Below are 22,301 nucleotides of genomic sequence, written 5' to 3'. Positions count from 1 at the left end.
TGAAAACCAATGGCTGAGAACACCATTCAGTGGGACAAGGATGCCGACGGCATCGTCACCCTGACGCTGGACGACCCGACCGGTTCGGCCAACGTGATGAACGAGCACTACAAGGAATCCATGCACAATGCCGTGGAACGCCTTGTTGCTGAGCAGGATTCGATCACCGGTGTGGTGATCACCAGCGCGAAGAAGACCTTCTTCGCCGGCGGCGATCTCAAGGGCATGATGAACATCGGCCCGGACGACGCTGCTGAGGCGTTCAAGATGGTCGAGGACATCAAGGCCGACCTGCGCAAGCTGGAGACCCTGCCCAAGCCCGTCGTGGCCGCCATCAACGGCGCCGCGCTCGGCGGTGGCCTGGAGATCGCGCTGGCCACCAACCACCGCATCGCCGCCGACGTCAAGGGCAGCCAGATCGGCCTGCCCGAGGTCACGCTGGGCCTGCTGCCCGGCGGTGGTGGCGTGGCCCGCACCGTGCGCATGTTCGGCATCCAGAAGGCCTTCATGGAGGTGCTGAGCCAGGGCACCCGGTTCAACCCGACCAAGGCCAAGGAGACCGGTCTGGTCGACGAGCTGGTCGGTTCGGTCGACGAGCTGGTTCCTGCCGCCAAGGCGTGGATCAAGGCCAACCCCGAGGCCCACACCCAGCCGTGGGACGTCAAGGGCTACAAGATCCCCGGTGGCACCCCGTCCACCCCGGCACTCGCCGCGATCCTGCCGTCCTTCCCGGCGCTGCTCAAGAAGCAGCTCAAGGGCGCCCCGATGCCGGCACCCCGGGCGATCCTGGACGCCGCCGTCGAGGGTGCGCAGGTCGACTTCGACACCGCGAGCCGCATCGAGAGCCGTTACTTCGTCTCGCTCGTCACCGGCCAGACCGCCAAGAACATGATTCAGGCGTTCTTCCTGGACCTGCAGGCCATCAACGGCGGCGCGTCGCGGCCCGAGGGCATCGCCAAGCAGGAGATCAAGAAGATCGGTGTGCTGGGCGCGGGCATGATGGGCGCCGGTATCGCCTACGTGTCGGCCAAGGCCGGCTACGACGTCGTCCTCAAGGACGTCACCATCGAGGCCGCCGAGAAGGGCAAGGCGTACTCGGAGGGCCTGGAGGCCAAGGCGCTCAAGCGGGGCAAGACCACCGAGGAGAAGTCCGCGGCGCTGCTCGCTCGCATCACCCCGACGGCCGATCCGCAGGATCTCAAGGGCGTCGACTTCGTGATCGAGGCCGTGTTCGAGAACCAGGAACTCAAGCACAAGGTGTTCCAGGAGATCGAGGACATCGTCGAGCCCAACGCGCTGCTCGGCTCGAACACCTCCACGCTGCCGATCACCGGTCTGGCCGCCGGTGTGAAGCGCCAGGAGGACTTCATCGGTATCCACTTCTTCTCGCCGGTCGACAAGATGCCGCTGGTGGAGATCATCAAGGGCGAGAAGACCTCTGACGAGGCGCTGGCCCGGGTGTTCGACTACACGCTGGCCATCAAGAAGACCCCGATCGTGGTCAACGACAGCCGTGGCTTCTTCACCAGCCGCGTGATCGGCACCTTCGTCAACGAGGCGCTGGCCATGCTGGGTGAGGGCGTGGAGCCCGCCACCATCGAGCAGGCGGGTTCGCAGGCCGGTTACCCGGCGGCGCCGCTGCAGCTCTCGGATGAGCTGAACCTTGAGCTCATGCACAAGATCGCCGTCGCGTCGCGTAAGGGTGTCGAGGACGAGGGCGGCACCTACACGCCGCACCCGGCCGAGGCCGTCGTGGAGAAGATGATCGAGCTCGGCCGCCCGTCGCGGCTCAAGGGCGCGGGCTTCTACGAGTACGTCGACGGCAAGCGCACCCAGCTGTGGCCGGGCTTGCGCGAGACGTTCAACTCGGGCTCGACCGAGATCCCGCTGCAGGACGCGATCGACCGCATGCTGTTCGCCGAGGCTCTGGAGACCCAGAAGTGCCTTGACGAAGGCGTTTTGACGTCGACGGCTGACGCGAACATCGGCTCGATCTTCGGCATCGGCTACCCGCCTTACACCGGTGGCTCTGCCCAGTTCATCGTCGGCTACCAGGGCCCCGGCGGGGTTGGCAAGGAAGCCTTCGTGGCCCGGGCCAAGGAGCTGGCCGCCCGCTACGGCGACCGCTTCCTGCCGCCGGCGTCGCTGGAGGGCTAACCCTCAGCGCGAGCAGACGCAAAGGCCCCCGAAACCGCCCGGTTTCGGGGGCCTGTGCGTGTTCGGCAGTCTCAGTCCGGCAGCGGCATGGTGTCGTAGAGCCGGACCCCCTTCGTGTTGAGCCGGGCCAGCGACTGTGTCACCCCCGAGGGCAACGTGGATATCACTTGCGCGGTGGCGACCAATGCCCGTACGCCCCAACGGGTTCGGGGCACGATGGACTTCGCGTTGAACCTGGCCAGGGACCGGCTGCCGACCACGGCCGGCATCATCGCGCGCTCGTAGGACGCGAATGCGGCAGCGTAATCCCCACCCGCGCGGGCCATTTCGTCCGCCAGGACATACGCACCGTACACCGCAAGGCTCGTGCTGCCGCCGACGGCAGGCCCGGGGCAGTACCCCGCGTCGCCCACCAGGGTGACCCGTCCGCGTGACCAGCCGGCCATTTCCAGTTGCGTGATGGCATCGAAGTAGAAGGCCGGCGTCCGCTCCAGCTCGTCGAGCCAGGAGCCGACCTGGTCGCTCATCCCGGTGAACATCGCGCGCAGGTGCTCCTTCTGGCGCGCGACATCCCGGTAGTCGTAATCCAGCCGCTGCCGCGGCCGGAAGATGAACACCGCCCTGGCGTCGTCGAGGTGATCGGCCGTGTAGACCATGGCGACCCTGCCGCCATCGTAAAAGCCGGTCATCTCTCCTTCGCGGGCAAAGGATTTCGGAACGGACACCACCGAGAGGTAGCCGCCGAGAAAGCGTTCGGGAACGTCGCCGAAGACGAGTTGCCGCACGCCGGAGTGCAGGCCATCGGCGCCGACGATCACATCGAACCGACGCCGAGCGCCGTGGGCGAACGTCACCTCGCCATCGTCGGCGATCTCGACGATGTGGTCGCCGAAGACGTACTCGGCACTGTCGCGGCTCGCGTCGTAGTAGACCTCGCTGAGGTCGTCGCGCATGATCTCGACGTGGCGGTCCGACATGGCCCCGATGAGCTTGAGATAGTCGATGCGGGCCGGGCGGGATGCCCATGGGCGGGCGACGGTGAGCAGCGTGGTGCCGGTTGCGTGCTCCTGGATGCGGGGCAGCACCCCCATGCGTTCGGAGATCTCCATCGCCGGCCGGAACAGGTCGACGGCATGGCCGCCGGTCTTGCGCAGCGCGGGGGCACGCTCCACGACGGTGACCTCGATGCCGTGCCGGGTCAACCAGTAAGCCAGTACGGGACCGGCGATGCTGGCGCCTGAGATGAGGACGTGCATGGCTCCTCCTGCTTACTTAACGGTCGGTAAGTGTATTTGGGACAGCTTACCGTCCGTTAAGTAAGCTAGGGTGGCTACGTGACGAGGCCCGGTTCGGACACGCGCAACCGCATCCAGGACGTCGCACGCGAACTGTTCGCCGAGAAGGGTGTGCAGCGCACCAGCCTGCAGGACATCGCCGACCGGCTCGGCATCACCAAACCCGCGCTGTACTACCACTTTCGTTCACGGGACGAGCTTGTCCGCAGCATTCTCACTCCGCTGATCGACGAGGGTGAGGAGTTCGTCGTGGGCCACGAGCGCCGCCGGGGATCCTCGCGTGCCACGCCGCGCGAGCTACTGGAGGGCTATTTCGACTTCCATTACCGGCATCGCGCCGATCTGGTGTTGGTCGTGTCGGAGTTGACAACGCTGGCCGATCTCGGCCTGGTCGACAGCATGCTGGCGTGGCGCGCGAGGCTGGGTGCGTTGGTGTTCGGGCGTCGCCCGACGCTGACGCAGTCCACGCGGGCCGTGGTCGCGTTCGGCGGTTTGCAGGACTGCTGCCTGCAATTCCCGGACGCCCCGTACGACGATCTCCGCCGCGCCACCGTCGACGCAGCCATGGCGGCGCTCGGGCTGTGAACCGAGATCAGCCCGGGTTGGAGTACACCCGCGTGGGGGAGATCAGCACCGCGGCGCGACGCTCCTCGCGCATGACGCGGTCGTAGGTGTCCCAGTCGTCATGGGTGCCTCCGGCCGCCTCGAAAATGGCGCGCAGCAACAGGCGTAGCCCCTCGGCGTCGGTATCGGGGGTCGGATCGTCGGGACCGATGATCTCGGTGGTGCCCTCGACCGTCACCCACTGCCAGCCTGCGCGTGCGACGACGGTGGCCCGCGGATCTGCACGCAGGTACTGCAGCTTGCGCGCACCTCCGACCGCCACGAGCGCGACGACAGATTCGCCGGTGCGCGGATGAGCCATCACGCCGGCGTTCACCACCGAGGACTGGATGCTGCCGTCGCGGCGCAGCGTACTCAGCACACACAGCCCGTGGTCGCGGGACAACATGTCGGCGAACGCGGAAACGTCGGTCATGATGGCCACCTCAATCCGCCACGTCGAACGCGGCATGAACTTTCGTCGGTTTGACGCGCACCACGAGTTCTCCGGGCACCCCGTTGCGGCGGCCGAACTCCTCGGCGCGGTCGGCGCCCATGTAGCGCCCGCCCGTGCGGGTCGCGATGTCGAGGAGCTCGTCGGGATCTTCGCTCAGTGATGCCACGCCCTGCACCTGGACGAACGCAAACGGCGGCGTGGAATCGTCGACACACAGCACCACCCGCGGGTCGCGGGCCAGCGCCCGGCCCTTCGCCGTGTCCTTGCCGGTGTTGAACACCAGCTCGCCGCCGTCCACCACGAACCACACGGGCGCGGCCAAGGGACGGCCGTCTGCCGCCACCCAGCCCAGGACCGCCGTGCGGGTGCCTTCGGACAGGAACGCGATCACGTCATCGGAGAGTTCGGCCATGCGGCCACGCTACGCCTGGGTACTGACAGAACCGGGGTATCAGGAATTGGTGGCCAGGGACGGACGGGAAAGGTCTTGGCGGGCATGCTTTTCCACGAACAGCGGAACGAAATCGCGGATGGTGCTGGAGGCAAACCTCGAATAGGCCAGGTTGACGGCCGCGTCGACATCCTCGGGCGTCGCTTGCGGGAACTCCAACGTCAACCTGCGCCCGATCTCGGTCATGGCCGCTTGCTCGCTGACTTCGATCATCGCTCATCAGCATGTGCCAGCGACCCTTCACAGTCAACCGTCAGCTTTCTGACAGCCGATGATCCGCTCAGTCGGCAATGTCAGCACACCGATGACAAGATGAGCCACATGACAGATCCCGACGGTGCGCAAGCGAGGGTTCTGCTGACTGCGTTGCGGGAGTAGGTTCGCGAGATGACCCCGAGACTGGCGCGGGTCGAGCGCAAGGCGGTCTGCGGCAGCCACACGGCTCGGAGTCGTGCCATGCGCCAACAAGCCGCCGAGCTGCGCCGCGACATCGGCAATGCGCAGTTCCTCATCGCGCAGATCCACCGCAGGTTCCCCGAAACCACGCGAGCAGACGCCTAGGTACCCGAATACCAGTGATTCGGGGTACGTACGCTATTGCTCGGCAGTCGAACTGCTACGCAGAGCCGGTGCGCTCGAACAGGTAGAACCGCGCCGGATCCTTGCCGTTGTGGTCCATCGCGGGCTCGCTGCCACTCGACAGCAGGGTCCACGCGCCGGCGAACCGGCTTTCCACCTCGGATTCGGAGATGCCGGGCACCCCGAACGATCCGCCCGGGATGAACGCCACGATCGACAACCGCGCGTTGGGTGCCGCGACCGCGGTCACCTCCCGCACGTATGCGTCGCGATCCTCGGCGCTCATCCCGTGCAGACAGCCGCTGTCGACGATCAGATCGAAACCGTCACCGATGCCCGAAGTGCTCAACCGGGTGGCGTCGACCTGTACGAACCGCACGTCGACGGCTCGCGCTGCCGCCTTGGCCCGCGCCTTGTCAACGGCCTTGGCGACGTAATCGACCCCGGTGACCCGCCAGCCCTGCTGAGCCAGGTAGATCGAATTGTCACCGGTGCCGCAGCCGACATCCAGCGCAGTGCCGGGCGTCAGCGCGGGTTCGCCTTCGATCAGTCGCCGCAGGCTCTGGGCCAGCGGATGCCCGTCCCACGGCGTGAAGCCCACGCCGTAGAACACCCGGAACAACTGATGCCGCGACGACATGGCGTCACAACGATCCCAGGTCCGCCGACAGCCAGTGCTCCGGCTTGAGATAGACGGCCACGCTCTCCCCGTGCTCGCGGCGGGCGAATTCCAGATACGGCTCGACCTTGTCCGGGGCCAGGTACCGCTTGGTCATCTCGACGAGCTGCTCGTCGGTGCCGGGTTCGATCCGGGTAACCGCGCCGTCGACCGCGACGTAGCGCACCGTCGGCTCGAGGCGCTCCACCATCAGCGAGAAGTGCCCGGCGGCCTCGATGAGCCGGTGCTTGCGAGAACCCGTCCCGGTCAATAGCCACGGCTCGCCGCCGGGGGTGTACTGGTACCAGATGGGCACGGTCAGCGGGCCGCGCTTGTCGCCGGCGTACACCGACAGCGCCGCGATGTGCGGCTCGGCTAGAAACTGTTCGCGTTCTTCCTTGGAGAGTGCCATGGTCACAGCCTAGAACGACTTTTGAAAAACCTTGCAGCACAATCCTTGTTGCGGTGCCCTCACGCCGACGGCGGCTTGGGCTGATGGTGCGGCGCGAAAGCGACTCGCCGAGTGCTTGACCGAAAGCCATCTCATGGGCCTAGAGTCAGAGGTCATGCGCTTTGGACTGTTCATTCCGCAGGGCTGGCGACTCGATCTCGTAGACATTCCCACCGAAAATCACTGGTCGGTGATGCGTGACCTGGCGACGTACGCCGACGGCGGCGCCTGGGACTCGCTGTGGGTGTACGACCACTTCCACACCGTGCCGGTTCCGACTGGCGAGGCCACCCACGAGGCGTGGTCACTGATGGCCGCGTATGCCGCGACGACGACGCGCATCAAGCTCGGCCAGATGTGTACGGCCATGAGCTACCGGAACCCCGTCTATCTCGCGAAGGTCGCCGCCACCACGGACGTGATCTCGGGCGGACGCGTGCAGATGGGTATCGGCGGCGGCTGGTACGAGCACGAGTGGCGGGCCTACGGCTACGGGTTCCCGTCCGCCGGGGTGCGGCTGGGCCGGCTCGACGAGGGCGTGCAGATCATGCGCGACGCCTGGCGCGACGGCCGGGTCAGCTTCGACGGCAAGCACTATCAGGTCGACGGCGCCATCGTCGCACCGAAGCCACTGCAGGACAACGGGATCCCGCTGTGGATCGCGGGCGGTGGCGAGAAGGTGACGTTGCGCATCGCCGCCGAGTACGCGCAGTACACCAACTTCACGTCCGAGCCCGAGGGTTTTGCCCACAAGTCGCAGATCCTCGCGGGGCACTGCAAGGACGTCGGCACCGACTACGACGCGATCGTCCGCTCGGCCAACTTCAACGCCGTCATCGGCGAGTCCGACGCCGACGTCAGGGCGCGCGTGGAGCGGATCAGGGAACGGCAGAGCAAGGTCGCTGATCCGGCGGCCGTCGATGCCATGCTGTCGACCATCACCGCACCCGAATCTGCCTCCGGGACAACCGATCAGGTCATCGATAAGTTGACGCGGCTACGCGACCTCGGCTGCGAGTACGCCATCCTGTACTTCCCCGAGGCCGCGTACGACCGGTCCGGTGTCGAGTTGTTCGAGCGTGAGGTCATCCCTGCACTGGGCTGACCTGATAGTGCGCGATGCGCCAGCCCGCGTCGGCTCGGGTGACTACGACGCCGAGGTTCAGCGGGATCACGGTGCCCTCGGGGCGCCGGAAGTCTGCGCGGAGGTATCCGAGCACGACGTTGTCCGCGGGTCTGCGGGTCTCGTTGATGCGGTAGTCGACGGTCAGGCCGACGGGCTGCGACTCGTAGTAGTCGACCACGCCCTGCCTGCCCACGCTGTAGGGGTGTAGGCCCTGGAAGATCGCGTCCTCTGTGAACACCGCGGCTACCCGCTGGGGATCGTGGTCACCGATGCCCGCCCGCCACTCGTCCAGCACACCGCGCAGGATCCGCGCGGTGTCCTCAATGTCCGGCACTTTGACCTCCGTCGACATGCAGGATTTCCCCGGTGACGAACCCGGCCTGCTCCAAGTACAGCACCGCCTGCACGACATCGTCGATGTCGCCCATGTGCCCGACCGGGTGCAGCGCTGAGAGGAACTCATGGGTTTCGGGTGAGTGCATGGGCGTGCGAATGGTGCCCAGCGCAACGGCGTTGGACCGGATGCCGCGCGACGCGTATTCGATCGCAAGTGCCTTGGTCGCGGCGTTGAGCCCGCCCTTGGTCAGCGATGCCAGTACCGAGGGCACCTGCGAGTTGGCGTGGTCGACGAGGCTCGTGGAGATCGTGACGACGTGGCCACCTTCGCCGTGCGACTCGATCGCGGCGATCCCGGCGCGGGTCAATTCGAAGAAGCCGCGCTGGTTGACGCCCGTGACGGCGTCGTAGTCCTCGTCGGTGTACTCGGTGAACGGCTTTGCGATGAAGATGCCCGCGTTGTTGACGATCGTGTCGACGCGGCCGAAGCGTTCGATCGCGGCATCGATCACCTGCTTGCCGACGCCGGGCTGCCCGATGTCGCCCGCCACCGCGAGCACCATGGGATCGTGGCTTTCGCCGATGCTGCGGGAGTTGGCGACGACGGCGTAGCCCAGCTTGCGGTAGCCGGCTACCAGGGCTTCGCCGATGCCCTGGGATGCGCCGGTGATCACTGCGACGTGTGGTGTGGTGCTCATGGGGGTGGTCCTTTCTCGGTCTGGCTTGATGTCGTGCTCAACGTGGTCGCGGCGCTTGGTGATGTCCGCCCGACGGAACCTGTCGGCTCTCTGCTGAGAGACTGCGCCTACTACGCTGCAACGGTGGAGCTACGCCAGCTGCGCTATTTCGTCACCGTCGCCGAGGAGCTGAACTTCGGCCGCGCAGCTGAGCGCCTGCGGATCGCCGGGCCCTCGCTGTCCCAGCAGATCAAGGCGTTGGAGCGCGATCTCAAGGTGCAGCTGTTCGACCGCGACCGGCGGTCCGTCGCGCTCACCGCGGCCGGTGCCGCCCTGCTGCCGGGCGCCCGGAACCTGATCCAGCAGGCCGACGAATTACGCAGGAGCGCAACGGGTATGGCGGCGACGGAGCCGGTCCGCGTCGGCTATGTGAACTGGTGTCCGGGTGATCTCGCGGAGCGCGCGGCCGGGGCGGCGCAGCTGCGGGTGGACACCTGGGTGATGCCGTCGCACACCCAGGCGGCCCGCGTCGCCGACGGAAGCCTCGACCTCGCGATCTGCTGGGTGCAGACCAGCGACCTGGACGCCCTTGGGCTCGACGCGCGGCTGATGGGCGTCGACCGGTTGTACGCGCTGTCCGCCGGGCCCGACGACACCCCCGTCAAGGCTGCCGACGTGCTCGTGCTGGTGGATGCCGACGCCGCCAGCTGGTCCTCGTGGAACCGCTACGGCGAGCAGTTCGCGGCCGACACGGGGGCGCGCGTGATGCGCACCGACGACGGCGGTGTGACCGGGCCGACGTTCTTCGAGCACGTGCGGGAACTGCGGCGGCCCGTGCTCAACAACCCCAAGGGCCAGGACGTGCCGCTGCCCAAGGATCTGGTCAGGCGCCCGGTGGTGGCACCTGTACCGCTGTGGACATGGTCATTGGTCTGGCGCAGGGATGAGGACAGTGCGGCCGTGCGGGGTGTCATCGACGCGTTCACGCGTGGTGTCGGCGACCTCGGTGTCCGTGACACCGGGGCGTGGTTGCCCGCCGACGACCCGTATCGCGATCGCGGCGACCGCGGCGAGTAGCACCACGAGCGCCCCGGCTGCCAGCGCCGTACGAAATCCGTTGTGCACGAACGGTGCAACCGCCAGTGGTCCGATGATCTGGCCCGCGGAGTAGCCCGCGGTCAGCAACGCGACGGCGCCCGGGAACTGCAGGAGCCGGCCTGCCGCCAGTGTCAGTGTGCTGATCCCGATGAAGGTGCCGCCGAACAGGACCGCGCCGGTCAGCGCCGCGAGCCCGTTTCCGCTGCACGCGAGCCCGATACCCACGGCCTGGAGCAACAGGGCCCCGGCGAGCAGGACGGGGTGGGAGAACCGCGAGCTGAGCCGCGCCCACAGGGCGGCCGACGGGATCGCCGCCAGCCCGACCACGAACCATGCGCCGGTACCCAGTCGCCCCGGCGAGTGCTGTGCGATGGCCGCCACCAGGAAGGTGCCCGCGATGATGTAACCGATGCCCTCCAGGGTGTAGCTGCCGAACAACAACGCAAACGGCCGACGGGTGGGGTTCCGTTGCGCCTCAGGTGCTTTCGTGCCATCGGCCGGTGTGGCGGGGTGCATGAACCAGGCCGCGGCACCCAGCACTGCCGTCACCCCGGCGGCCAGCCACCACGCGGCCTGCCACCCGCTGCGCGTAGGCAGGCCGAACACCAGCGCGGCAGACACCGCGATGCCGACGCCGACTCCGCCGAACGCCCACCCGGGCAGGTGTGGCGGGTGGCCGTGCAGATGATCCAGCACGGTGTTGATGGCGATGACGAACACCAGCGCGCTGGCCACGCCTGCGATCACCCGCAGCGCCAGCCAGCCCAAGACGTTGCCGGTCAACGCCATGGCCGCGAGGCTGACCACCAGTACGACGAGCGACACCCGGCACGCGGTCATCGACCGCGACAGCCGCGACGAGCATGCACCGGCCACCGCACCTGCCAGGTAACCGACATAGTTGGCGGTGGCCAAGTGGCCCGCGGCCGACGCACTGAGGCCCGCGTGCGCGGTCATCAGCGGCAGGATGGGGGTGTAGGCGAACCGCCCGATCCCCATCGCGGCGGCCAGGACTGCGGCCGTTCGGGCGACGTGCAGCCAGGGGTGAGTGCGCATGCCTCCATGGTGTGCCGCTCCCGACCGCCGTCGCCACGACCAGATGCCTTGCAGCTGTGAGGCGTTGCCTCGCAGGTTCCTACGGTGCGAGGCCGGCGAGAATCTGCGCGGTCGGTGCCCGGCGGGCGTTCCTGAATCCCGTACCCGCCCACAGGTGCACCAGTTCGGGCTCACCCGCCGCCGCAGCTGCCTTCCGCAGCGGACTCGTGAGGAAGTGGAGGGCCGGATAGCCCAGTGGCGCGTTGTCCTCGTAGGTGTCGATGAACCGGTTGCGCAGCCCGCGTGCCGGCCGTCCCGTGAACGCGCGGGTGACGACGGTTTCGGCGCGGGCCGGATCCTCCAGCGCACCCTGATGTGTCGCCGATGCGCCGCTCTCGTCGGCGAGCAGTAGCACCGTGCCCACCGCGGCAGCCGACGCGCCCGCCTGCAGTACGCCGGCGATGTCGGTGGCCGTGGCCAGGCCGCCCGCCGCGATGATCGGCAGCGGCGCGGCCGCGGCGACCGCCGTGACGAGCTCGCCGATCGGCAACGGCTCGGCGGGGCGATCGGGATGCAGGGTGCCCGAATGCCCGCCTGCGGTGTTCGCCTGTACCGCAAGGGCATCGACTCCGGCCGCGGCGGCCTCCTTGGCCTCGGCCGGTGATGTCACGGTCTGGACGACTGTGGTGCCTGCCTTCTGCAGGTCGCGGATCACGGTCTGCGGCGGGATGCCGAACGTGAAACTCACGACGGGCACCGGCCGTTCGAGCAGCAGCGCGATCTTGGCGTCGAACTCGTCGTCGCTGTCGACCGGGTCGGGCGGCAGCGTGAGGCCGAAGCGGTCGGCTTCGGCCTGCATCAACGCGGCGTACTGCCGGTAGCGCTCGGGCGCGATGGGCACCGGATTGGGTGCGAACACGTTGACCCCGAACGGGATCGACGCATCGTGTACCGTGCGCAACTCGGCTTCGACGGCTTCGGGCGTCTTGTACCCGGTGGCCAGAAAGCCCAGTGCGCCGGCGTCGTGCGCGGCGATCACCATGGCCGGGGTGGTCGGGCCGCCTGCCATGGGTGCCGCTATCACCGGGATGGACAGGCCCAGGTCTGAAAACAGCGTTGTCATGATCGCCTCTCCGTGTTCGTTGCTGCCGTCGTCCGGTGTCAACCCATGGTGCCGTCGGAAGCTGCCCGGCCGCTAGGACCAGTCCACTCACTGCTGCGAGCCCGATCCTCCCACTGCCGAGCAGACACTCCGGTACCCAGGAACGCGCTTTCCCGGGTACCGGCACGTCTGCTCGGCGAAGAAGGTGAAGAAAAGGGTCAGCTGAACCGGATGTCGGTCAGGTCGATCGCCACCATGAGCTCGTCAGGCAGGATCCGCCCAGCCGAATCGCACCGGTACGCGCGACGCTTGGTGGGCACCTTGATGCCGTCGAATTCGACAAGGTCGGCGGTGTAGTGCATGGTCGCGAACCCGCCGGCCACATCCACGCGGTAGTCGTGACGCCGGACCAGGTGGTCGGATCCGAAATAGAACTCCTCCACCCGGCTGTGGCTGGCAATGTTCGACGGGTAGTGCACCCGCAGGCCGCGCCACGTCTCGCCGCGGTCGGTCACCGGGTCGATCTCGTCGACCGTGAAACCGGGAAGCGACATCAGAAACGGCGCGGTCAGATAGTTCCACAGCGCATAGCCGTTGAAGTACGCGCGCTGCAACGGAGTCCATGGCGTTTCGAGCTCGTGGCCGGCGAAAGACTCGCGCGGGCTGGACAACTCGGCGACCACCCGCCCGTCGAGCTTCTCGATCGCGATGCGATCGGGCGTGAAGTCGGTCTTCTGATCGGGCGCGCCGAAGGGCTGCACCGAGGCCCATTGCCGGTGCAGGTTCACGGCCATGCGACGGGGCGTGGCGTCTTGCGGCTGTCCTTTGAGATCCCAGAGTTTCCCCCCGGTCACGATCGTCGCCTCGACGCGTGAGAACGCGTTCCAGCGCGCCACGCCGCCATGGGCTTCCAGCACTTCCGCGAGCAGATCGGTCATGTCAACCTCGTCGATCGGGTGGGAACAGGGTGACGAAAACCCGGTGCCGCAACGCGCTCATCGCGTCTCCTGGATGAAGTGCTCGGCCGGGATGGTGCCGGCGAGCCGGTCCCGGATCTCGGCCGAGAACCGCAGCACCGCGGCCAGCGGCCGGTGGTGGATCGCGGCGGACACCACGCGTCCCTCGGCGTCGCGGTCCAGGATCGTGATGCCCCGGATCGACATGCCGCCGAAAGCCGTTGCCCGCCATTGGACGTAACTCGTCGACCCGTCGGTGGTCTCGGCGGTGAACTCCAGCGACTCGTAGATCGAGCTTGCGACGCCGAGCACGGTGGCGACAGCTTCGCGGCCGACGACCGGGCGCATCAGGGTGGTGGCGTCGAGCACCACGTCATCGACGAAGGCTTCGGCGAAGGCGGCCTGGGACTGCTCGGCGAACGCGCGGCGCCAGCTCGCGGCCGCGGCTCCGCCCGCGATCTCGTCGCTGAACGCCACGATGGCCGCGGCCACCTGGTCGGCGTACTCGACGTGTGACCAGTGCCCGCCGCCGTCGATGACCAGCTGCTTGGCTCGCGGGAACCGCGGGGTGATCGTCGAGATCAGTTCATCGGTGACGAACGAGTCCGCACCGCCCCGAACCACCAGCACCGGTCCGGTGTAATCGCTGATCGGCGGCGCGTCCGGCACCCCGTCGTTCCACAGGTCGGCGTAGCGGCTCACCACGTCCGGCCGCGCTGACTCGCCCGCCCGCACTAGGCGGTCGAGCTGCGCGTCGGTCAGGGCCGGGGACAGGCCGGCCCGGGCCGCGCGCTGCGCACCCGGATCGCCGCTCAAGTTCCGGAACGGCGCCAGGGCCTCTGCCGGAAGCCGGGTGCCGCCCAACGGGACCGGGGTGATCAGCACGAGCCCGGTCACCTTCCCGGCGTGGCCTGCGGCCACCAGCTCGGCGACCTGGGTGCCCAGGCTCTGCCCGACGACGATGACGTCGGAGTCGATGTCGTCGAGCAGCCCGCCCGCTTGGTCCGCCAGTGATTCCAGGGTCAGCTCAGCGGGCACATCGTCGGCCCGGGTACCGAAGCCCGGCAGTTGATAGCGGATGACGGGTACATCGGCCGGTAGCGCCGACACCAGGTCGTCCCAGACGTTGACGTCGTCGAGAAAGCCGTGGATGAGCAGCAAAGTCTTCATTTCGCAACTGCCTTCGTCGCGCCGGACGGTGACCAGTCGGCGGTGTCGATCGGGGAATAGCTCGCCACCTTGCCGTCGAGCCGTTCGGCCCGCTGCGCGGCCAGCGTCTCGGCGAGGCCTTCGGGCAGCGGCGTGGTGAAGATGTTGTCGACCATGGTGTACTCGCCCGCGAGCCGGCCGAAGGCGTTGAGCGCGCCGACGTCGATGCGGCCCCGTGACAGATACAGGTCGTCGCGCACATGGATCCGCTTCACGCGGCCCCACACCACATGGTCGGGCAGTGGCGGCATCGGGATGATGCGGTCCACCACGCATTCGAACGAGATCGGCGACTCCGCGATACGGGGCGCCGAGATGGTCTCGGAGGCCGCCTTGGTCAGACCAAGGGCCTCGAATTCGTCTACCCCGGAATCGAATTCGAATGCCGACCGGTGCACGGCGTCGGCCTGGTCGATCGTGGTGATGTTGACCACGAACTCACCGGTGTCACGGATGTTGACGAACGTGTCCTTGAGCGTGACACCGTCGGAACGTGGCTGCAGCGAGATGGACAGGATCGGTGGCATCCGGCCGACGACGGTGAAGAACGAGACCGGCGCGATGTTGCCCACTCCGGCCGTCGAACTGGTGCTGACCCAGGCGATCGCCCGGGGGAGGACACTTCCGATGAGAAGCTTGTAGCTGGACGTGGGATCGAGATCGTCGGCATCGATGATCATGGGCTTTTCCTTTCAGGACAGGAGGGCGACGGCGCTGTACCAGACCGGGCCGACGTTGAGGCGGTCCGGGTAGAGCCGGATCATGTAGTCGAAAAATTCACGGGGAGTGGGATTTCCGGAGAGCAGCCGTTGCGCGTCGAGCAGATAGTCGCGGGTCTCGGCGAGGATCACCGGGTTGTCGGGGAGTGCCTTGTTCTTGTGCCCGGCCACCACCGCGCGGGGCTGCAGCGCCGCGACCTGGGTGAGCGCCTGCAGCCAGGCCTTGATCCCGCCGTGGGCACTCTCCAGCAGGTACTGGTGCACGCCGTTGTAGGCGACGTCACCGGCCACCACGAGCCCGATCGACGGCACGTGCAACACCGTGGTGTCGTCGGTGTCGGTGTGGCCGACCTCGACAGCCACCAGGCGCTCGCCCTCCAGCAGCAGGCCGTCCGCGGGGACAGGTTGGTAGACAACGGGGCTCGGCGGAATCTGGCCGGGGAAGTCGACATCCCACATCTGCGCGCGGCCATCGACGGCCTGCTCGTGCATCTTCGCGATGGTGCCCTCGGTGGCGTAGGCGACCGTGCCGGGGAACTGCTGCAGCAGCAGGTCAGTGCCGAACCAGTGGTCGCCGTGACCGTGTGTGGCGTAGACGTATTTCAGTGTCCTACCGGATTTCTCGATCCAGTCGGCAGTGCGGCGCACCTGATCGTAGGTGAACGGCGGGTCCACGAGCACGGCGTCGTGCTCACCGACGACGAGGGTCGACGCCACCGGAGAGGACACGATGGGACTGCCGTCGGGCAACCGTTGCTCACGGTGCCGAGGCAGGCCGTCGTGGACCAGAACCTCGTAGTGCAATGCGGTCATGATGACTCCCTTCAGGGTTCGGATCGGGTGAGGTGCTGCGTGAACCAGTCGCGTGCGGCACCCGCGGCCTGGTCGAACCGGCCGAGGTACGGGTCGAAGTGCCCACCTGCGACCGTCACGAGCTTCTTGGGTTCGAGGGCCCGCTCGTAGGCCTGCAGCGCCAGATCGGTGACCGTGACGGTGTCCTGCAGTGCGACGACCATCAGCAGCGGCGTGGGGGACACCCGGTCGATCCAGCTGCCCGGCTCGTACATCCGCGCCGCCCGCGACGAGCGGACCGTCATGCTGTTGTGCCATACGTTCGCGGGCGTCGTGGGCTGCGTGTAGAACGCGACGGCGTCGGCGGCCCGGTAGGCGGCCGGAACCGCGGGATCGCTGCTCACCACGGCCTGCAGGGCCGCGGGTTCGCCACGGAACCGGGCCCTGTCGTCCTCGATGAACTGGGCCTGGAGGTTCGCGACCTGATCGGGCGGCACCCGGCGCAGGCTCTGCTGGTAGCCGCTGATGGTGGGTTCCTGTGCGACGACGGCCCGCAGCCGCCGATCGGTCGCGCCGAGCACGATGGCGTGCCCGCCCGCGTAGCTCGTGCCCCACAGTCCGATCCGTTCGGCGTCGACGTCCGGCCGGCTCTCGAGGAATGAGATGGCCCGGCGCCAGTCCGCGATCTGCGCCCATGGGTCGACGTCGTAGCGGGGCGAGCCGCCGCTGGCGCCGAAGCCGCGGTGATCGTGCACCAGCACCACGAACCCCGCGCCGGCGAAGAAGCGCGCGAATCGGTCCAGCCCGTGCTCCTTCACGCCGGCGAACCCGTGCGCCATGGTGATACCCGGATGCGGTCCCGGTCCGGCGGGCTGGAACAACCAGCCGTGCAGGGTCACATCCCCTTCGCCGGGGAACTCGATGTCGTGTCGTTCGACCATGCGTCCACCATCGGACCGCGGCTGAAGGAGTGGGAACGCCGCGTCAATCCTGGTATCGGCAGGGCCAGGCTTACGCTCGACGGGTGGTGAAGAGCAATGCGCTGGGTGACTATCTGCGGTCGCGGCGCGAGCAGGTGCGGCCCGAGGACGTCGGCCTGGTGGGCGGCGCACGCCGGCGGGTTGCCGGGCTGCGGCGCGAGGAGCTCGCGCTGCTTGCCGGCATCAGCTCCGACTACTACCTGCGGCTCGAACAGGGCCGTGACAAGAATCCGTCGGCACAGGTGCTCGACGCGCTCGCGCGGGCGCTGCAGCTGGACATCAAGGGCACCGAGTATCTGCACCAGCTCGCCGGTCAGACCGGAATCCGTTGGGATCAAGGTGATCTGGAGGATGTCGCGGACGGGCTCGACGAATTGATCGAGCAGTTCCCCATGCCGGCGATCGTCGCCAATCGCTACCAGGATGTGCTGGCGGCCAACCCGGTTGCCCGTGCGTTGGCCCCTGCGTTTCAGCCCGGGGTGAACTTCCTGCGCTGGCGGTTGCTGGAACCCGCCGCCCGGGACTTCTTCGTCGACTGGGACGAGGCGACCGATATCGCCGTGAGCGGTCTGCGGGAAGTCGCCGGCAGCTCACCGGACGACCGGCGACTGCATCGGATGATCGAGGAATTGTCTTCTGCCAGTGAACGATTCCGCGAACTATGGGCCCGCGCCGACGTCGGGTACCGCCCGGGCATCACCCATGTGCGCCATCCCCGCGTCGGGGAGCTGTACCTGCACCGCAACCGGCTGCATGTGCCGCACTCCGGCGGCCAGCATCTGATCATCTTTCGCGCCGACCCGGGCAGCGCCTCGGCTCGGGCGCTCGAAACCCTTCGGTCCGGCGGCTGAGTCTGTCCCTGGCCCACACCCGAGACCGTCAGGTGACCGCCAAGCTGCCGCTACGGGTCGGGTGGTAAGGCGATGTCCTCCCAGGTGAGCGTGATGTGCGGTGCGGTGTCGACCATCTCGGCAAGGAGGGCTGCTGCGCGCGCCCGCAGGCGGTCGCCGTCGTGCAGGTAGGTGTGGTCGCGCGGATCGGCTCCGACGGCCACCAGGTGGATGTGCACGTCCGACACGGTGTACCCGTCGACCCGAACCTCGACGTCGGCGACTGCCGCGGTGGCGGCCGCGGCCGATTCGGCCAGTTGCCAGGCCAGGAACTTCGCCAGAGCCAGGTGGGTGATGCTGATGCCGGCGTGCACGCTGTGAATCGGCCGCCCTTGGCGCGGTAGCCGCGCAATGTGATGAGCGATGCTGGCGCGGAGCCGGTCGAGGGCTGCGCTGCCTTCGCCCCAGCGTGGATCGACCACATGGCGGGTGGCTTCGTCGGGTGATGCGTGCAGCCCGGCCAGCTTGCGTGTGGCATCGGCGATCCACGCCGTCGACTGTGCGACGGCGTCGTAGTCGTCCGTGGCTTTGCTGCGCATCGAACCTCCAGTCTTACGTGACACGGCGCCCGATGCACAGCCACCGGGCCGAATCGAATGCTGCGACGCCGTCATGGGCGGAACTCCTCGAGCGCCGTGGCGAGCCGCTTTCGGGTGCGCTGCAGGTGGCCGCGCACCGATCCCTCGGTGGTGTGCAATACCGTGGCGATCTCCGAGAGCGGCAGGTCGTACACCTCCCGCAGCCACCACGCCGCCCGCGCGGGATACGGCAGCAGGGCCAGTTCGCGATTGAGTGCCGCCATGAAGTCGCCGGCGAGTGCGCGCTGGCCCGGCCCCGGCGTGAGGTCGGGCGTGTCAGCGGTCGAGTCGAGCGCGCTGTGCGGGCGGCGGCGCCGAAGGGCGTCGATGGTTCTGCGGGATGCCAGCGAATACAGCCAGGTGCGAAACTGCGACCGGAAGGCGAATGTGGGCAATGCCTTCCACGCCGTGATGAACGTCTCCTGGACGATGTCGTCGCACTCGTCGCGGTCCGGGTGGGTGTTTGCGACGAACCGGTGCAGCGCAGGCGCGTGACGCACCACCAATGTGTCGAAGGCGTCCGCGTCGCCACGCTGAGCGCGACGGGCGAGCGCATCGTCGGAGAGCAACTCCAACAGGCCACCCCTGCTCGGTACCACCGCCACCCCCATCGCGTCCTGCCGTCAGTGTGGTCTACGTCTCATTAGCGTGCGCGCCATGCACCTCCCACCGACTAACCGATTGTGCCGAACGAAATGTTCGGGGAATCAGGCTAGAAGGAGAAGTTGATGACCGCAGCAACCCAGCCCCGGGAAGTTAGCTCAAGCGTAGCCGCCGACCGGGTCGGCAAGGACGTCGAGAAGGCGTCCGGTCACGGTGCCACGACCATCGCCGACATCGTCGTCTCCAAGATCGCCGGTATCGCGACCCGCGAGATCGACGGCGTGTACGACCTCGGAGGTCAGGCGGCACGCGTTGTCGGCAAGCTGCGGGAAACCCTTCCGGGTTCGCCGAGCCTGACCCAGGGGGTCAGCGTCGAGGTCGGTGAGCGGCAGGCCGCCGTGGACATCGGGATCGTGGCGGAGTACGGGATCGCCATCCACGACCTGGCCGACGGCATCCGCAGCAACGTCATCGCCGCGGTCGAGAACATGACCGGACTCGAGGTGACCGAGGTCAACATCACCGTGCACGACGTCCACTTCGACGACGACGATGTCACCGATGGCAGCACCACTGGCGAGCCCCGCGTCGTATGAGCCAGACGTCGTCCACCGCGGACCTCGTCGACCGCGTGGTGCAGGCCGTAACCGCCGTCGACGGCGTGGTCGGGCTGCACTTCGGCCCGGGCGTCCCGGAGACGCATCTGCCCGGCCGTACCGTTCGGGGGATTCGGCTCGGCACCGACAGAGGCGAAGTCCACGTCGTGCTGCAGCTGCGGCCGCACCTGCTCGGCATCGCCGAGGAGGTGCGGCTCGCGGCGAACGCTGCCGCCGGATTTCCGGTCGACGTGGTGGTCGGTGACGTCGCGGTGGCCCCGGCACACGACCAGATGCAGTGACTGAGTACCACCGTCGTGCCCGCCGTGCCGCGGTCCGGCGACACCATCCCGACGTCGGCGGCTCGGCCGAGGCCTTGATCGAGGCGCTCGCCGCATTCGATCGCGGCACACCGCGGTCCGCGATCCGGATCCGGCGCACCTGCCGAGGACGGCTCGCGGCATACCTCACCAAACGCAGGCGCACCCGCCGCGCCAATCTTTCCAAGAAGGCTCAACGATGAATCAAAAGTACGTGGTGGTAGGCCTTTTCGTCGGCCTGCTGCTGGCAATTGCCGCGGCTACCGGCGGTCTGATCGGTTTTCTGCTGGCCCTGGTCCTCGGTGGTTCCGGTGCAGCGATCGGGGCCCACTTCGACGGGACCATCGACCTGACAGCCCTCGGGCGCCGTCCCAGGAGCTGAGAGTGACAACCGAACCGGCCGTGGCACCGCTTGTGGCGCAACCCAAACGCGGTCAGACGGTGATCAGCGAACGGGTGCGGCATCGGCTGATCGAGCACGCGGCGCTCTCGGTGCCAGGTGTCGTACGCCGCCGCGCGGTCGTGCCGGGCCGGACATTGCCCGCGGTACGCGTCAACGGTGGACCGCAGTCGCCGGCGATCGACGTGGAGATCGCGGTGAATTGGCCCATCGACGGTAAGGCGATCCGCAGCGACGTCGAATCCGCGGTGTCACGAGAAATGTCGCTGTGCCTCGGTGAGCAGCCGCGTCGCATCGGGGTGCGGATCAGCCGGATCGTCAGCGACCGGACGCCTGCGCAGGTAGCCGACGCGTACGCGGAGGATGCCGAACCGAGAGTCGTAGCCGACGGTGGGCGCGCACGATTCGCGCCGCGACGTACCGCGGCCTCCACGATCACGGGTGTGCTCATCGCGCTGATGGTGATCGCGATCGGCGTGGTCGCCGTACGCGACGCGCTCATCGGATTCGGCTGGATCGGTGGCGGCGCGTGGATCTCGACAGTGCTCGGCTGGGCCGGCCGCGCTCAGTGGCACTGGTGGACGTGGCCCGGTGCGGTCGCCGCGGTGCTCGTGGGTGCGGCATTGCTGGTCGTCGCGGTCAAGCCGCGTCGACTGGCGTATCACCCTGTCGGCGACGGGGTGTGGGTACAACGGCACGCAGTCGAGGCCTGGCGCTGCGAAGGAGACGAACAATGACGTCGGTGGTCCGCATGGTGGATCGACTCGTGACCGCAGGGGTGGCTCTGGCATTGCTGGTGGCGGGCGGCTGGCTGATCGGATACCGCGTGAACCTCCGTGCGGCCCGCGAATCCGCCGAGCGCCTCCAGCCGGTGGTGTTGACGCACACCGCTGAATGGCCCTGGTGGCCGGCAGCGGTTGGTGGCGCGGGCGTCACCGCGGTGCTGCTCGGGTTGTGGTTACTGCTGTTGCATCTGCGTCCCGCAGGGGTGGGCGGCGACGCCGGCGCGGCGAATCTCGACCGGATCGCCGATGCCGTCGCCGGCGATGTGGGGCGGCACCCCGCAGTACAGGGCGCCAAGGCCCGCACCCGTATCGAACGCGGCAGGCCGGTCATGCGCGTCACCGTTGAGGTGGCTCCGGACACGCCAACCGCCGAGGTGCGCCGGTTGGCCCGCAGATGCGCTGCCGATGCCCGGCGGGCTGCAGGTGCCGACTTCGAGTTTCAGTTGCTGGTCGAGCAGGTTCGACCGGAAAAGGTTCGCCCGCAGGTGATCTGACCGGGCAAGAGACGTCCAGTGCAGCAAGAACGAGGGGAATGCGCTGGATCGGGAAACAGTGGGTGACCGCAAATGCGTCACCCTGTCACGGAAGGGGAGTGCAGGACATGGGAATCGCAGACGATGCACGCAACAAGGTCGACGATCTCAAGGGCCGGGCCAAGGAGGCGACCGGGGCGGCGACCGGCAACGAGGATCTCAAAGCCGAAGGGCAGGCCGATCAGGGGATCGCGGCGGCCAAGCAGAAGATCGCCGACGCCGCCGAGAAGGTGAAAGACGGAGTGGAAGCCGTCAAGGACCGGCTGACCGGCAACGGATAACCGAACCATGTTGTCCCGCCCGCATTCTCGGTTTCGGGCGGGACAACACCCGGCGGACTACAGCGTCGACATCGCCCACGAGAACGCCGGCAAATCGCCCGTGGCCGGTAAGTGACGGGACGGCGTACCGGCGGTTAAACCTGTGAGGTCGCTGGATCGGGCAAACTTCGACATGATCCAGGTGTGTTCTCCCCACCGCGCGGATTCGGCCCTGGAGCTTCCGATGGCTGGACCGGCACGCCGCATCCGGCTGACATCGCGCAATCGCAGCTGTTCGACCTGATGCTGCGCGGTGAGATCGACGAGCTCAAGGTGCTCGCAGCGAAGGCCGAAAGGATGTGGCGCCGCCGCATCGACCGCAGCGGCGACGGCGATGATCAACCACCGGAGGGCCTGCTGCGGGTGCGCGGGCGGATCGCAGAGGTCGAACGCATGCTCGTGGAACTGCGGCGCAGGTTCCCCTGTGACGGGGATTCGCTCCGCGTGATTTGAAATACCCCACCGGGACGCCTCGGTGTCGCGGAAATCAGGTAGTGCACTACCCCAGCCAAACCGGTCATCGCGGACGTACGGTCTGGCAATCGCAAAGGCGAAGCTGAAACCCGGTGCCGGTCAGTTCTTCTGACCGGCGCCC

30 protein-coding genes and 1 pseudogene are annotated in these 22,301 nt (G+C 67.8%); 14 read left to right on the top strand and 17 right to left on the bottom strand.

Annotated features, from left to right (window positions below):
• Positions 1 to 9 precede the first annotated feature (9 nt).
• Positions 10 to 2,157: a 3-hydroxyacyl-CoA dehydrogenase NAD-binding domain-containing protein gene (locus G6N67_RS05810; RefSeq protein WP_036433630.1), complete on the top strand. Its 2,148-nt coding sequence runs from the start codon at positions 10 to 12 to the stop codon at positions 2,155 to 2,157.
• A 71-nt stretch (positions 2,158 to 2,228) separates the two neighbouring features.
• On the opposite strand, the gene G6N67_RS05805 is transcribed toward G6N67_RS05810, so the two are convergent.
• Positions 2,229 to 3,413 (bottom strand): FAD-dependent monooxygenase, encoded by a 1,185-nt coding sequence (locus G6N67_RS05805; protein ID WP_036433631.1) that lies wholly within the window; start codon positions 3,411 to 3,413, stop codon positions 2,229 to 2,231.
• Positions 3,414 to 3,491: 78 nt separating this feature from the next.
• Here G6N67_RS05805 and G6N67_RS05800 point away from each other — a divergent pair, with 78 nt between their 5' ends.
• On the top strand, positions 3,492 to 4,037 hold the full coding sequence (locus G6N67_RS05800) for a TetR/AcrR family transcriptional regulator (protein WP_036433632.1): 546 nt from the start codon (positions 3,492 to 3,494) through the stop codon (positions 4,035 to 4,037).
• Between the two features lie 7 nt (positions 4,038 to 4,044).
• Here G6N67_RS05800 and G6N67_RS05795 read toward each other — a convergent pair whose 3' ends face one another.
• From G6N67_RS05795 to G6N67_RS05785, 3 genes are read right to left on the bottom strand one after another with little or no spacing between them, the layout of a single operon-like run.
• Entirely contained in the window at positions 4,045 to 4,491 is a 447-nt protein-coding gene (locus tag G6N67_RS05795) for a TIGR03618 family F420-dependent PPOX class oxidoreductase (RefSeq protein ID WP_036435763.1), read from the bottom strand.
• A 10-nt stretch (positions 4,492 to 4,501) separates the two neighbouring features.
• Positions 4,502 to 4,924 carry a PPOX class F420-dependent oxidoreductase gene (locus tag G6N67_RS05790; RefSeq protein WP_036433633.1) on the bottom strand — a complete coding sequence of 141 codons (423 nt, stop codon included), beginning with the start codon at positions 4,922 to 4,924 and terminating at the stop codon, positions 4,502 to 4,504.
• Between the two features lie 39 nt (positions 4,925 to 4,963).
• Complete coding sequence (locus tag G6N67_RS05785; protein WP_036433634.1) at positions 4,964 to 5,176, bottom strand: three-helix bundle dimerization domain-containing protein; 213 nt, start codon at positions 5,174 to 5,176, stop codon at positions 4,964 to 4,966.
• Positions 5,177 to 5,350: 174 nt separating this feature from the next.
• Between G6N67_RS05785 and G6N67_RS05780 the strand changes: the two genes are divergently transcribed.
• Positions 5,351 to 5,524 (top strand): hypothetical protein, encoded by a 174-nt coding sequence (locus G6N67_RS05780; protein WP_163642122.1) that lies wholly within the window; start codon positions 5,351 to 5,353, stop codon positions 5,522 to 5,524.
• A 55-nt stretch (positions 5,525 to 5,579) separates the two neighbouring features.
• Here G6N67_RS05780 and G6N67_RS05775 read toward each other — a convergent pair whose 3' ends face one another.
• Both G6N67_RS05775 and G6N67_RS05770 read right to left on the bottom strand, forming a co-directional pair.
• Positions 5,580 to 6,182 carry a class I SAM-dependent methyltransferase gene (locus G6N67_RS05775; protein ID WP_036433635.1) on the bottom strand — a complete coding sequence of 201 codons (603 nt, stop codon included), beginning with the start codon at positions 6,180 to 6,182 and terminating at the stop codon, positions 5,580 to 5,582.
• A gap of 4 nt (positions 6,183 to 6,186) precedes the next feature.
• Positions 6,187 to 6,612: a pyridoxamine 5'-phosphate oxidase family protein gene (locus G6N67_RS05770; protein WP_036433636.1), complete on the bottom strand. Its 426-nt coding sequence runs from the start codon at positions 6,610 to 6,612 to the stop codon at positions 6,187 to 6,189.
• Between the two features lie 154 nt (positions 6,613 to 6,766).
• On the opposite strand from G6N67_RS05770, the gene G6N67_RS05765 reads away from it, so the two are divergent.
• Positions 6,767 to 7,756, top strand: a complete 990-nt coding sequence (locus G6N67_RS05765; RefSeq protein WP_036433637.1) for an LLM class F420-dependent oxidoreductase — start codon at positions 6,767 to 6,769, stop codon at positions 7,754 to 7,756.
• Here the strand turns inward: G6N67_RS05765 and G6N67_RS05760 are convergent.
• Both G6N67_RS05760 and G6N67_RS05755 read right to left on the bottom strand, forming a co-directional pair.
• Positions 7,737 to 8,111, bottom strand: coding sequence for an SgcJ/EcaC family oxidoreductase (locus tag G6N67_RS05760; protein WP_036433638.1), 375 nt, complete (start codon positions 8,109 to 8,111; stop codon positions 7,737 to 7,739). The genes G6N67_RS05765 and G6N67_RS05760 overlap by 20 nt on opposite strands.
• Positions 8,098 to 8,811, bottom strand: coding sequence for an SDR family NAD(P)-dependent oxidoreductase (locus tag G6N67_RS05755; RefSeq protein WP_036433639.1), 714 nt, complete (start codon positions 8,809 to 8,811; stop codon positions 8,098 to 8,100). Before G6N67_RS05755 ends, G6N67_RS05760 begins: the two co-directional genes overlap by 14 nt.
• A 123-nt stretch (positions 8,812 to 8,934) precedes the next feature.
• Between G6N67_RS05755 and G6N67_RS39080 the strand changes: the two genes are divergently transcribed.
• Entirely contained in the window at positions 8,935 to 9,867 is a 933-nt protein-coding gene (locus tag G6N67_RS39080) for a LysR family transcriptional regulator (protein ID WP_036435765.1), read from the top strand.
• A gap of 42 nt (positions 9,868 to 9,909) precedes the next feature.
• On the opposite strand, the pseudogene G6N67_RS05745 reads toward G6N67_RS39080, so the two are convergent.
• From G6N67_RS05745 to G6N67_RS05715, 7 genes and pseudogenes are all read right to left on the bottom strand, one after another.
• Positions 9,910 to 10,944, bottom strand: a pseudogene (locus G6N67_RS05745) (YbfB/YjiJ family MFS transporter); the annotation flags it as partial.
• A gap of 79 nt (positions 10,945 to 11,023) precedes the next feature.
• Complete coding sequence (locus G6N67_RS05740; protein WP_036435769.1) at positions 11,024 to 12,046, bottom strand: nitronate monooxygenase; 1,023 nt, start codon at positions 12,044 to 12,046, stop codon at positions 11,024 to 11,026.
• A 197-nt stretch (positions 12,047 to 12,243) separates the two neighbouring features.
• A complete protein-coding gene (locus G6N67_RS05735) occupies positions 12,244 to 12,963 on the bottom strand; it encodes a hypothetical protein (RefSeq protein WP_036433640.1) in 720 nt (239 codons plus the stop codon).
• A gap of 57 nt (positions 12,964 to 13,020) precedes the next feature.
• Entirely contained in the window at positions 13,021 to 14,151 is a 1,131-nt protein-coding gene (locus G6N67_RS39075) for an alpha/beta fold hydrolase (protein ID WP_229478047.1), read from the bottom strand.
• Positions 14,148 to 14,870, bottom strand: coding sequence for a flavin reductase family protein (locus G6N67_RS05725; protein WP_036433641.1), 723 nt, complete (start codon positions 14,868 to 14,870; stop codon positions 14,148 to 14,150). The genes G6N67_RS39075 and G6N67_RS05725 overlap by 4 nt, the downstream gene beginning before the upstream one ends.
• Positions 14,871 to 14,882: 12 nt before the next feature.
• Positions 14,883 to 15,722: an MBL fold metallo-hydrolase gene (locus G6N67_RS05720; protein ID WP_179976805.1), complete on the bottom strand. Its 840-nt coding sequence runs from the start codon at positions 15,720 to 15,722 to the stop codon at positions 14,883 to 14,885.
• Positions 15,723 to 15,733: 11 nt separating this feature from the next.
• On the bottom strand, positions 15,734 to 16,642 hold the full coding sequence (locus G6N67_RS05715; protein ID WP_036433642.1) for an alpha/beta hydrolase: 909 nt from the start codon (positions 16,640 to 16,642) through the stop codon (positions 15,734 to 15,736).
• An 83-nt stretch (positions 16,643 to 16,725) separates the two neighbouring features.
• Here G6N67_RS05715 and G6N67_RS05710 point away from each other — a divergent pair, with 83 nt between their 5' ends.
• Positions 16,726 to 17,532, top strand: coding sequence for a helix-turn-helix domain-containing protein (locus tag G6N67_RS05710; RefSeq protein ID WP_036433643.1), 807 nt, complete (start codon positions 16,726 to 16,728; stop codon positions 17,530 to 17,532).
• A 50-nt stretch (positions 17,533 to 17,582) separates the two neighbouring features.
• Here the strand turns inward: G6N67_RS05710 and G6N67_RS05705 are convergent, their stop codons facing one another.
• Together G6N67_RS05705 and G6N67_RS05700 are read right to left on the bottom strand one after the other, a co-directional pair.
• On the bottom strand, positions 17,583 to 18,110 hold the full coding sequence (locus G6N67_RS05705; RefSeq protein ID WP_036433644.1) for a hypothetical protein: 528 nt from the start codon (positions 18,108 to 18,110) through the stop codon (positions 17,583 to 17,585).
• 71 nt (positions 18,111 to 18,181) lie between these two features.
• Positions 18,182 to 18,760, bottom strand: coding sequence for an RNA polymerase sigma factor (locus tag G6N67_RS05700; protein ID WP_036433645.1), 579 nt, complete (start codon positions 18,758 to 18,760; stop codon positions 18,182 to 18,184).
• A gap of 117 nt (positions 18,761 to 18,877) precedes the next feature.
• Between G6N67_RS05700 and G6N67_RS05695 the strand changes: the two genes are divergently transcribed.
• The 8 genes from G6N67_RS05695 to G6N67_RS05660 all read left to right on the top strand — a co-directional run bounded on the left by G6N67_RS05695 (position 18,878) and on the right by G6N67_RS05660 (position 22,159).
• On the top strand, positions 18,878 to 19,348 hold the full coding sequence (locus G6N67_RS05695) for an Asp23/Gls24 family envelope stress response protein (RefSeq protein WP_036433646.1): 471 nt from the start codon (positions 18,878 to 18,880) through the stop codon (positions 19,346 to 19,348).
• Positions 19,345 to 19,650, top strand: a complete 306-nt coding sequence (locus tag G6N67_RS05690; protein WP_073904035.1) for a hypothetical protein — start codon at positions 19,345 to 19,347, stop codon at positions 19,648 to 19,650. The genes G6N67_RS05695 and G6N67_RS05690 overlap by 4 nt, the downstream gene beginning before the upstream one ends.
• On the top strand, positions 19,647 to 19,871 hold the full coding sequence (locus G6N67_RS05685) for a hypothetical protein (RefSeq protein ID WP_036433647.1): 225 nt from the start codon (positions 19,647 to 19,649) through the stop codon (positions 19,869 to 19,871). Before G6N67_RS05690 ends, G6N67_RS05685 begins: the two co-directional genes overlap by 4 nt.
• The gene (locus G6N67_RS05680) at positions 19,868 to 20,050 is read left to right on the top strand and encodes a hypothetical protein (protein WP_036433648.1); all 183 of its coding nucleotides are present in this window, start codon (positions 19,868 to 19,870) and stop codon (positions 20,048 to 20,050) included. Before G6N67_RS05685 ends, G6N67_RS05680 begins: the two co-directional genes overlap by 4 nt.
• Before the next feature lie 2 nt (positions 20,051 to 20,052).
• On the top strand, positions 20,053 to 20,805 hold the full coding sequence (locus G6N67_RS05675; protein ID WP_051578796.1) for a hypothetical protein: 753 nt from the start codon (positions 20,053 to 20,055) through the stop codon (positions 20,803 to 20,805).
• Positions 20,802 to 21,347 carry a hypothetical protein gene (locus G6N67_RS05670; RefSeq protein ID WP_036433649.1) on the top strand — a complete coding sequence of 182 codons (546 nt, stop codon included), beginning with the start codon at positions 20,802 to 20,804 and terminating at the stop codon, positions 21,345 to 21,347. Before G6N67_RS05675 ends, G6N67_RS05670 begins: the two co-directional genes overlap by 4 nt.
• A 107-nt stretch (positions 21,348 to 21,454) precedes the next feature.
• The gene (locus G6N67_RS05665; protein ID WP_036435777.1) at positions 21,455 to 21,667 is read left to right on the top strand and encodes a CsbD family protein; all 213 of its coding nucleotides are present in this window, start codon (positions 21,455 to 21,457) and stop codon (positions 21,665 to 21,667) included.
• Between the two features lie 183 nt (positions 21,668 to 21,850).
• Entirely contained in the window at positions 21,851 to 22,159 is a 309-nt protein-coding gene (locus tag G6N67_RS05660) for a hypothetical protein (RefSeq protein ID WP_036433650.1), read from the top strand.
• Positions 22,160 to 22,301: the final 142 nt, after the last annotated feature.

The sequence above is a fragment of the Mycolicibacterium mageritense genome, assembly GCF_010727475.1.
GTDB lineage: Bacteria > Actinomycetota > Actinomycetes > Mycobacteriales > Mycobacteriaceae > Mycobacterium > Mycobacterium mageritense.
The sequence above is the reverse complement of the archived record's forward strand: the minus strand, read 5'-3'. Positions and strand labels throughout refer to the sequence as shown.

What these genes read in the sequence shown, in the direction of transcription:
- G6N67_RS05810 (WP_036433630.1), top strand. Translation starts at nt 10, where the DNA reads ATGGCTGAGAACACCATTCAGTGGGACAAGGATGCCGACGGCATCGTC.
- G6N67_RS05805 (WP_036433631.1), bottom strand. Translation starts at nt 3,413, where the DNA reads ATGCACGTCCTCATCTCAGGCGCCAGCATCGCCGGTCCCGTACTGGCT.
- G6N67_RS05795 (WP_036435763.1), bottom strand. Translation starts at nt 4,491, where the DNA reads ATGACCGACGTTTCCGCGTTCGCCGACATGTTGTCCCGCGACCACGGG.
- G6N67_RS05790 (WP_036433633.1), bottom strand. Translation starts at nt 4,924, where the DNA reads ATGGCCGAACTCTCCGATGACGTGATCGCGTTCCTGTCCGAAGGCACC.
- G6N67_RS05785 (WP_036433634.1), bottom strand. Translation starts at nt 5,176, where the DNA reads ATGATCGAAGTCAGCGAGCAAGCGGCCATGACCGAGATCGGGCGCAGG.
- G6N67_RS05780 (WP_163642122.1), top strand. Translation starts at nt 5,351, where the DNA reads ATGACCCCGAGACTGGCGCGGGTCGAGCGCAAGGCGGTCTGCGGCAGC.
- G6N67_RS05775 (WP_036433635.1), bottom strand. Translation starts at nt 6,182, where the DNA reads ATGTCGTCGCGGCATCAGTTGTTCCGGGTGTTCTACGGCGTGGGCTTC.
- G6N67_RS05770 (WP_036433636.1), bottom strand. Translation starts at nt 6,612, where the DNA reads ATGGCACTCTCCAAGGAAGAACGCGAACAGTTTCTAGCCGAGCCGCAC.
- G6N67_RS05765 (WP_036433637.1), top strand. Translation starts at nt 6,767, where the DNA reads ATGCGCTTTGGACTGTTCATTCCGCAGGGCTGGCGACTCGATCTCGTA.
- G6N67_RS05755 (WP_036433639.1), bottom strand. Translation starts at nt 8,811, where the DNA reads ATGAGCACCACACCACACGTCGCAGTGATCACCGGCGCATCCCAGGGC.
- G6N67_RS05740 (WP_036435769.1), bottom strand. Translation starts at nt 12,046, where the DNA reads ATGACAACGCTGTTTTCAGACCTGGGCCTGTCCATCCCGGTGATAGCG.
- G6N67_RS05735 (WP_036433640.1), bottom strand. Translation starts at nt 12,963, where the DNA reads ATGACCGATCTGCTCGCGGAAGTGCTGGAAGCCCATGGCGGCGTGGCG.
- G6N67_RS39075 (WP_229478047.1), bottom strand. Translation starts at nt 14,151, where the DNA reads ATGAAGACTTTGCTGCTCATCCACGGCTTTCTCGACGACGTCAACGTC.
- G6N67_RS05725 (WP_036433641.1), bottom strand. Translation starts at nt 14,870, where the DNA reads ATGATCATCGATGCCGACGATCTCGATCCCACGTCCAGCTACAAGCTT.
- G6N67_RS05720 (WP_179976805.1), bottom strand. Translation starts at nt 15,722, where the DNA reads ATGACCGCATTGCACTACGAGGTTCTGGTCCACGACGGCCTGCCTCGG.
- G6N67_RS05715 (WP_036433642.1), bottom strand. Translation starts at nt 16,642, where the DNA reads ATGGTCGAACGACACGACATCGAGTTCCCCGGCGAAGGGGATGTGACC.
- G6N67_RS05705 (WP_036433644.1), bottom strand. Translation starts at nt 18,110, where the DNA reads ATGCGCAGCAAAGCCACGGACGACTACGACGCCGTCGCACAGTCGACG.
- G6N67_RS05700 (WP_036433645.1), bottom strand. Translation starts at nt 18,760, where the DNA reads ATGGGGGTGGCGGTGGTACCGAGCAGGGGTGGCCTGTTGGAGTTGCTC.
- G6N67_RS05695 (WP_036433646.1), top strand. Translation starts at nt 18,878, where the DNA reads ATGACCGCAGCAACCCAGCCCCGGGAAGTTAGCTCAAGCGTAGCCGCC.
- G6N67_RS05690 (WP_073904035.1), top strand. Translation starts at nt 19,345, where the DNA reads ATGAGCCAGACGTCGTCCACCGCGGACCTCGTCGACCGCGTGGTGCAG.
- G6N67_RS05680 (WP_036433648.1), top strand. Translation starts at nt 19,868, where the DNA reads ATGAATCAAAAGTACGTGGTGGTAGGCCTTTTCGTCGGCCTGCTGCTG.
- G6N67_RS05670 (WP_036433649.1), top strand. Translation starts at nt 20,802, where the DNA reads ATGACGTCGGTGGTCCGCATGGTGGATCGACTCGTGACCGCAGGGGTG.
- G6N67_RS05665 (WP_036435777.1), top strand. Translation starts at nt 21,455, where the DNA reads ATGGGAATCGCAGACGATGCACGCAACAAGGTCGACGATCTCAAGGGC.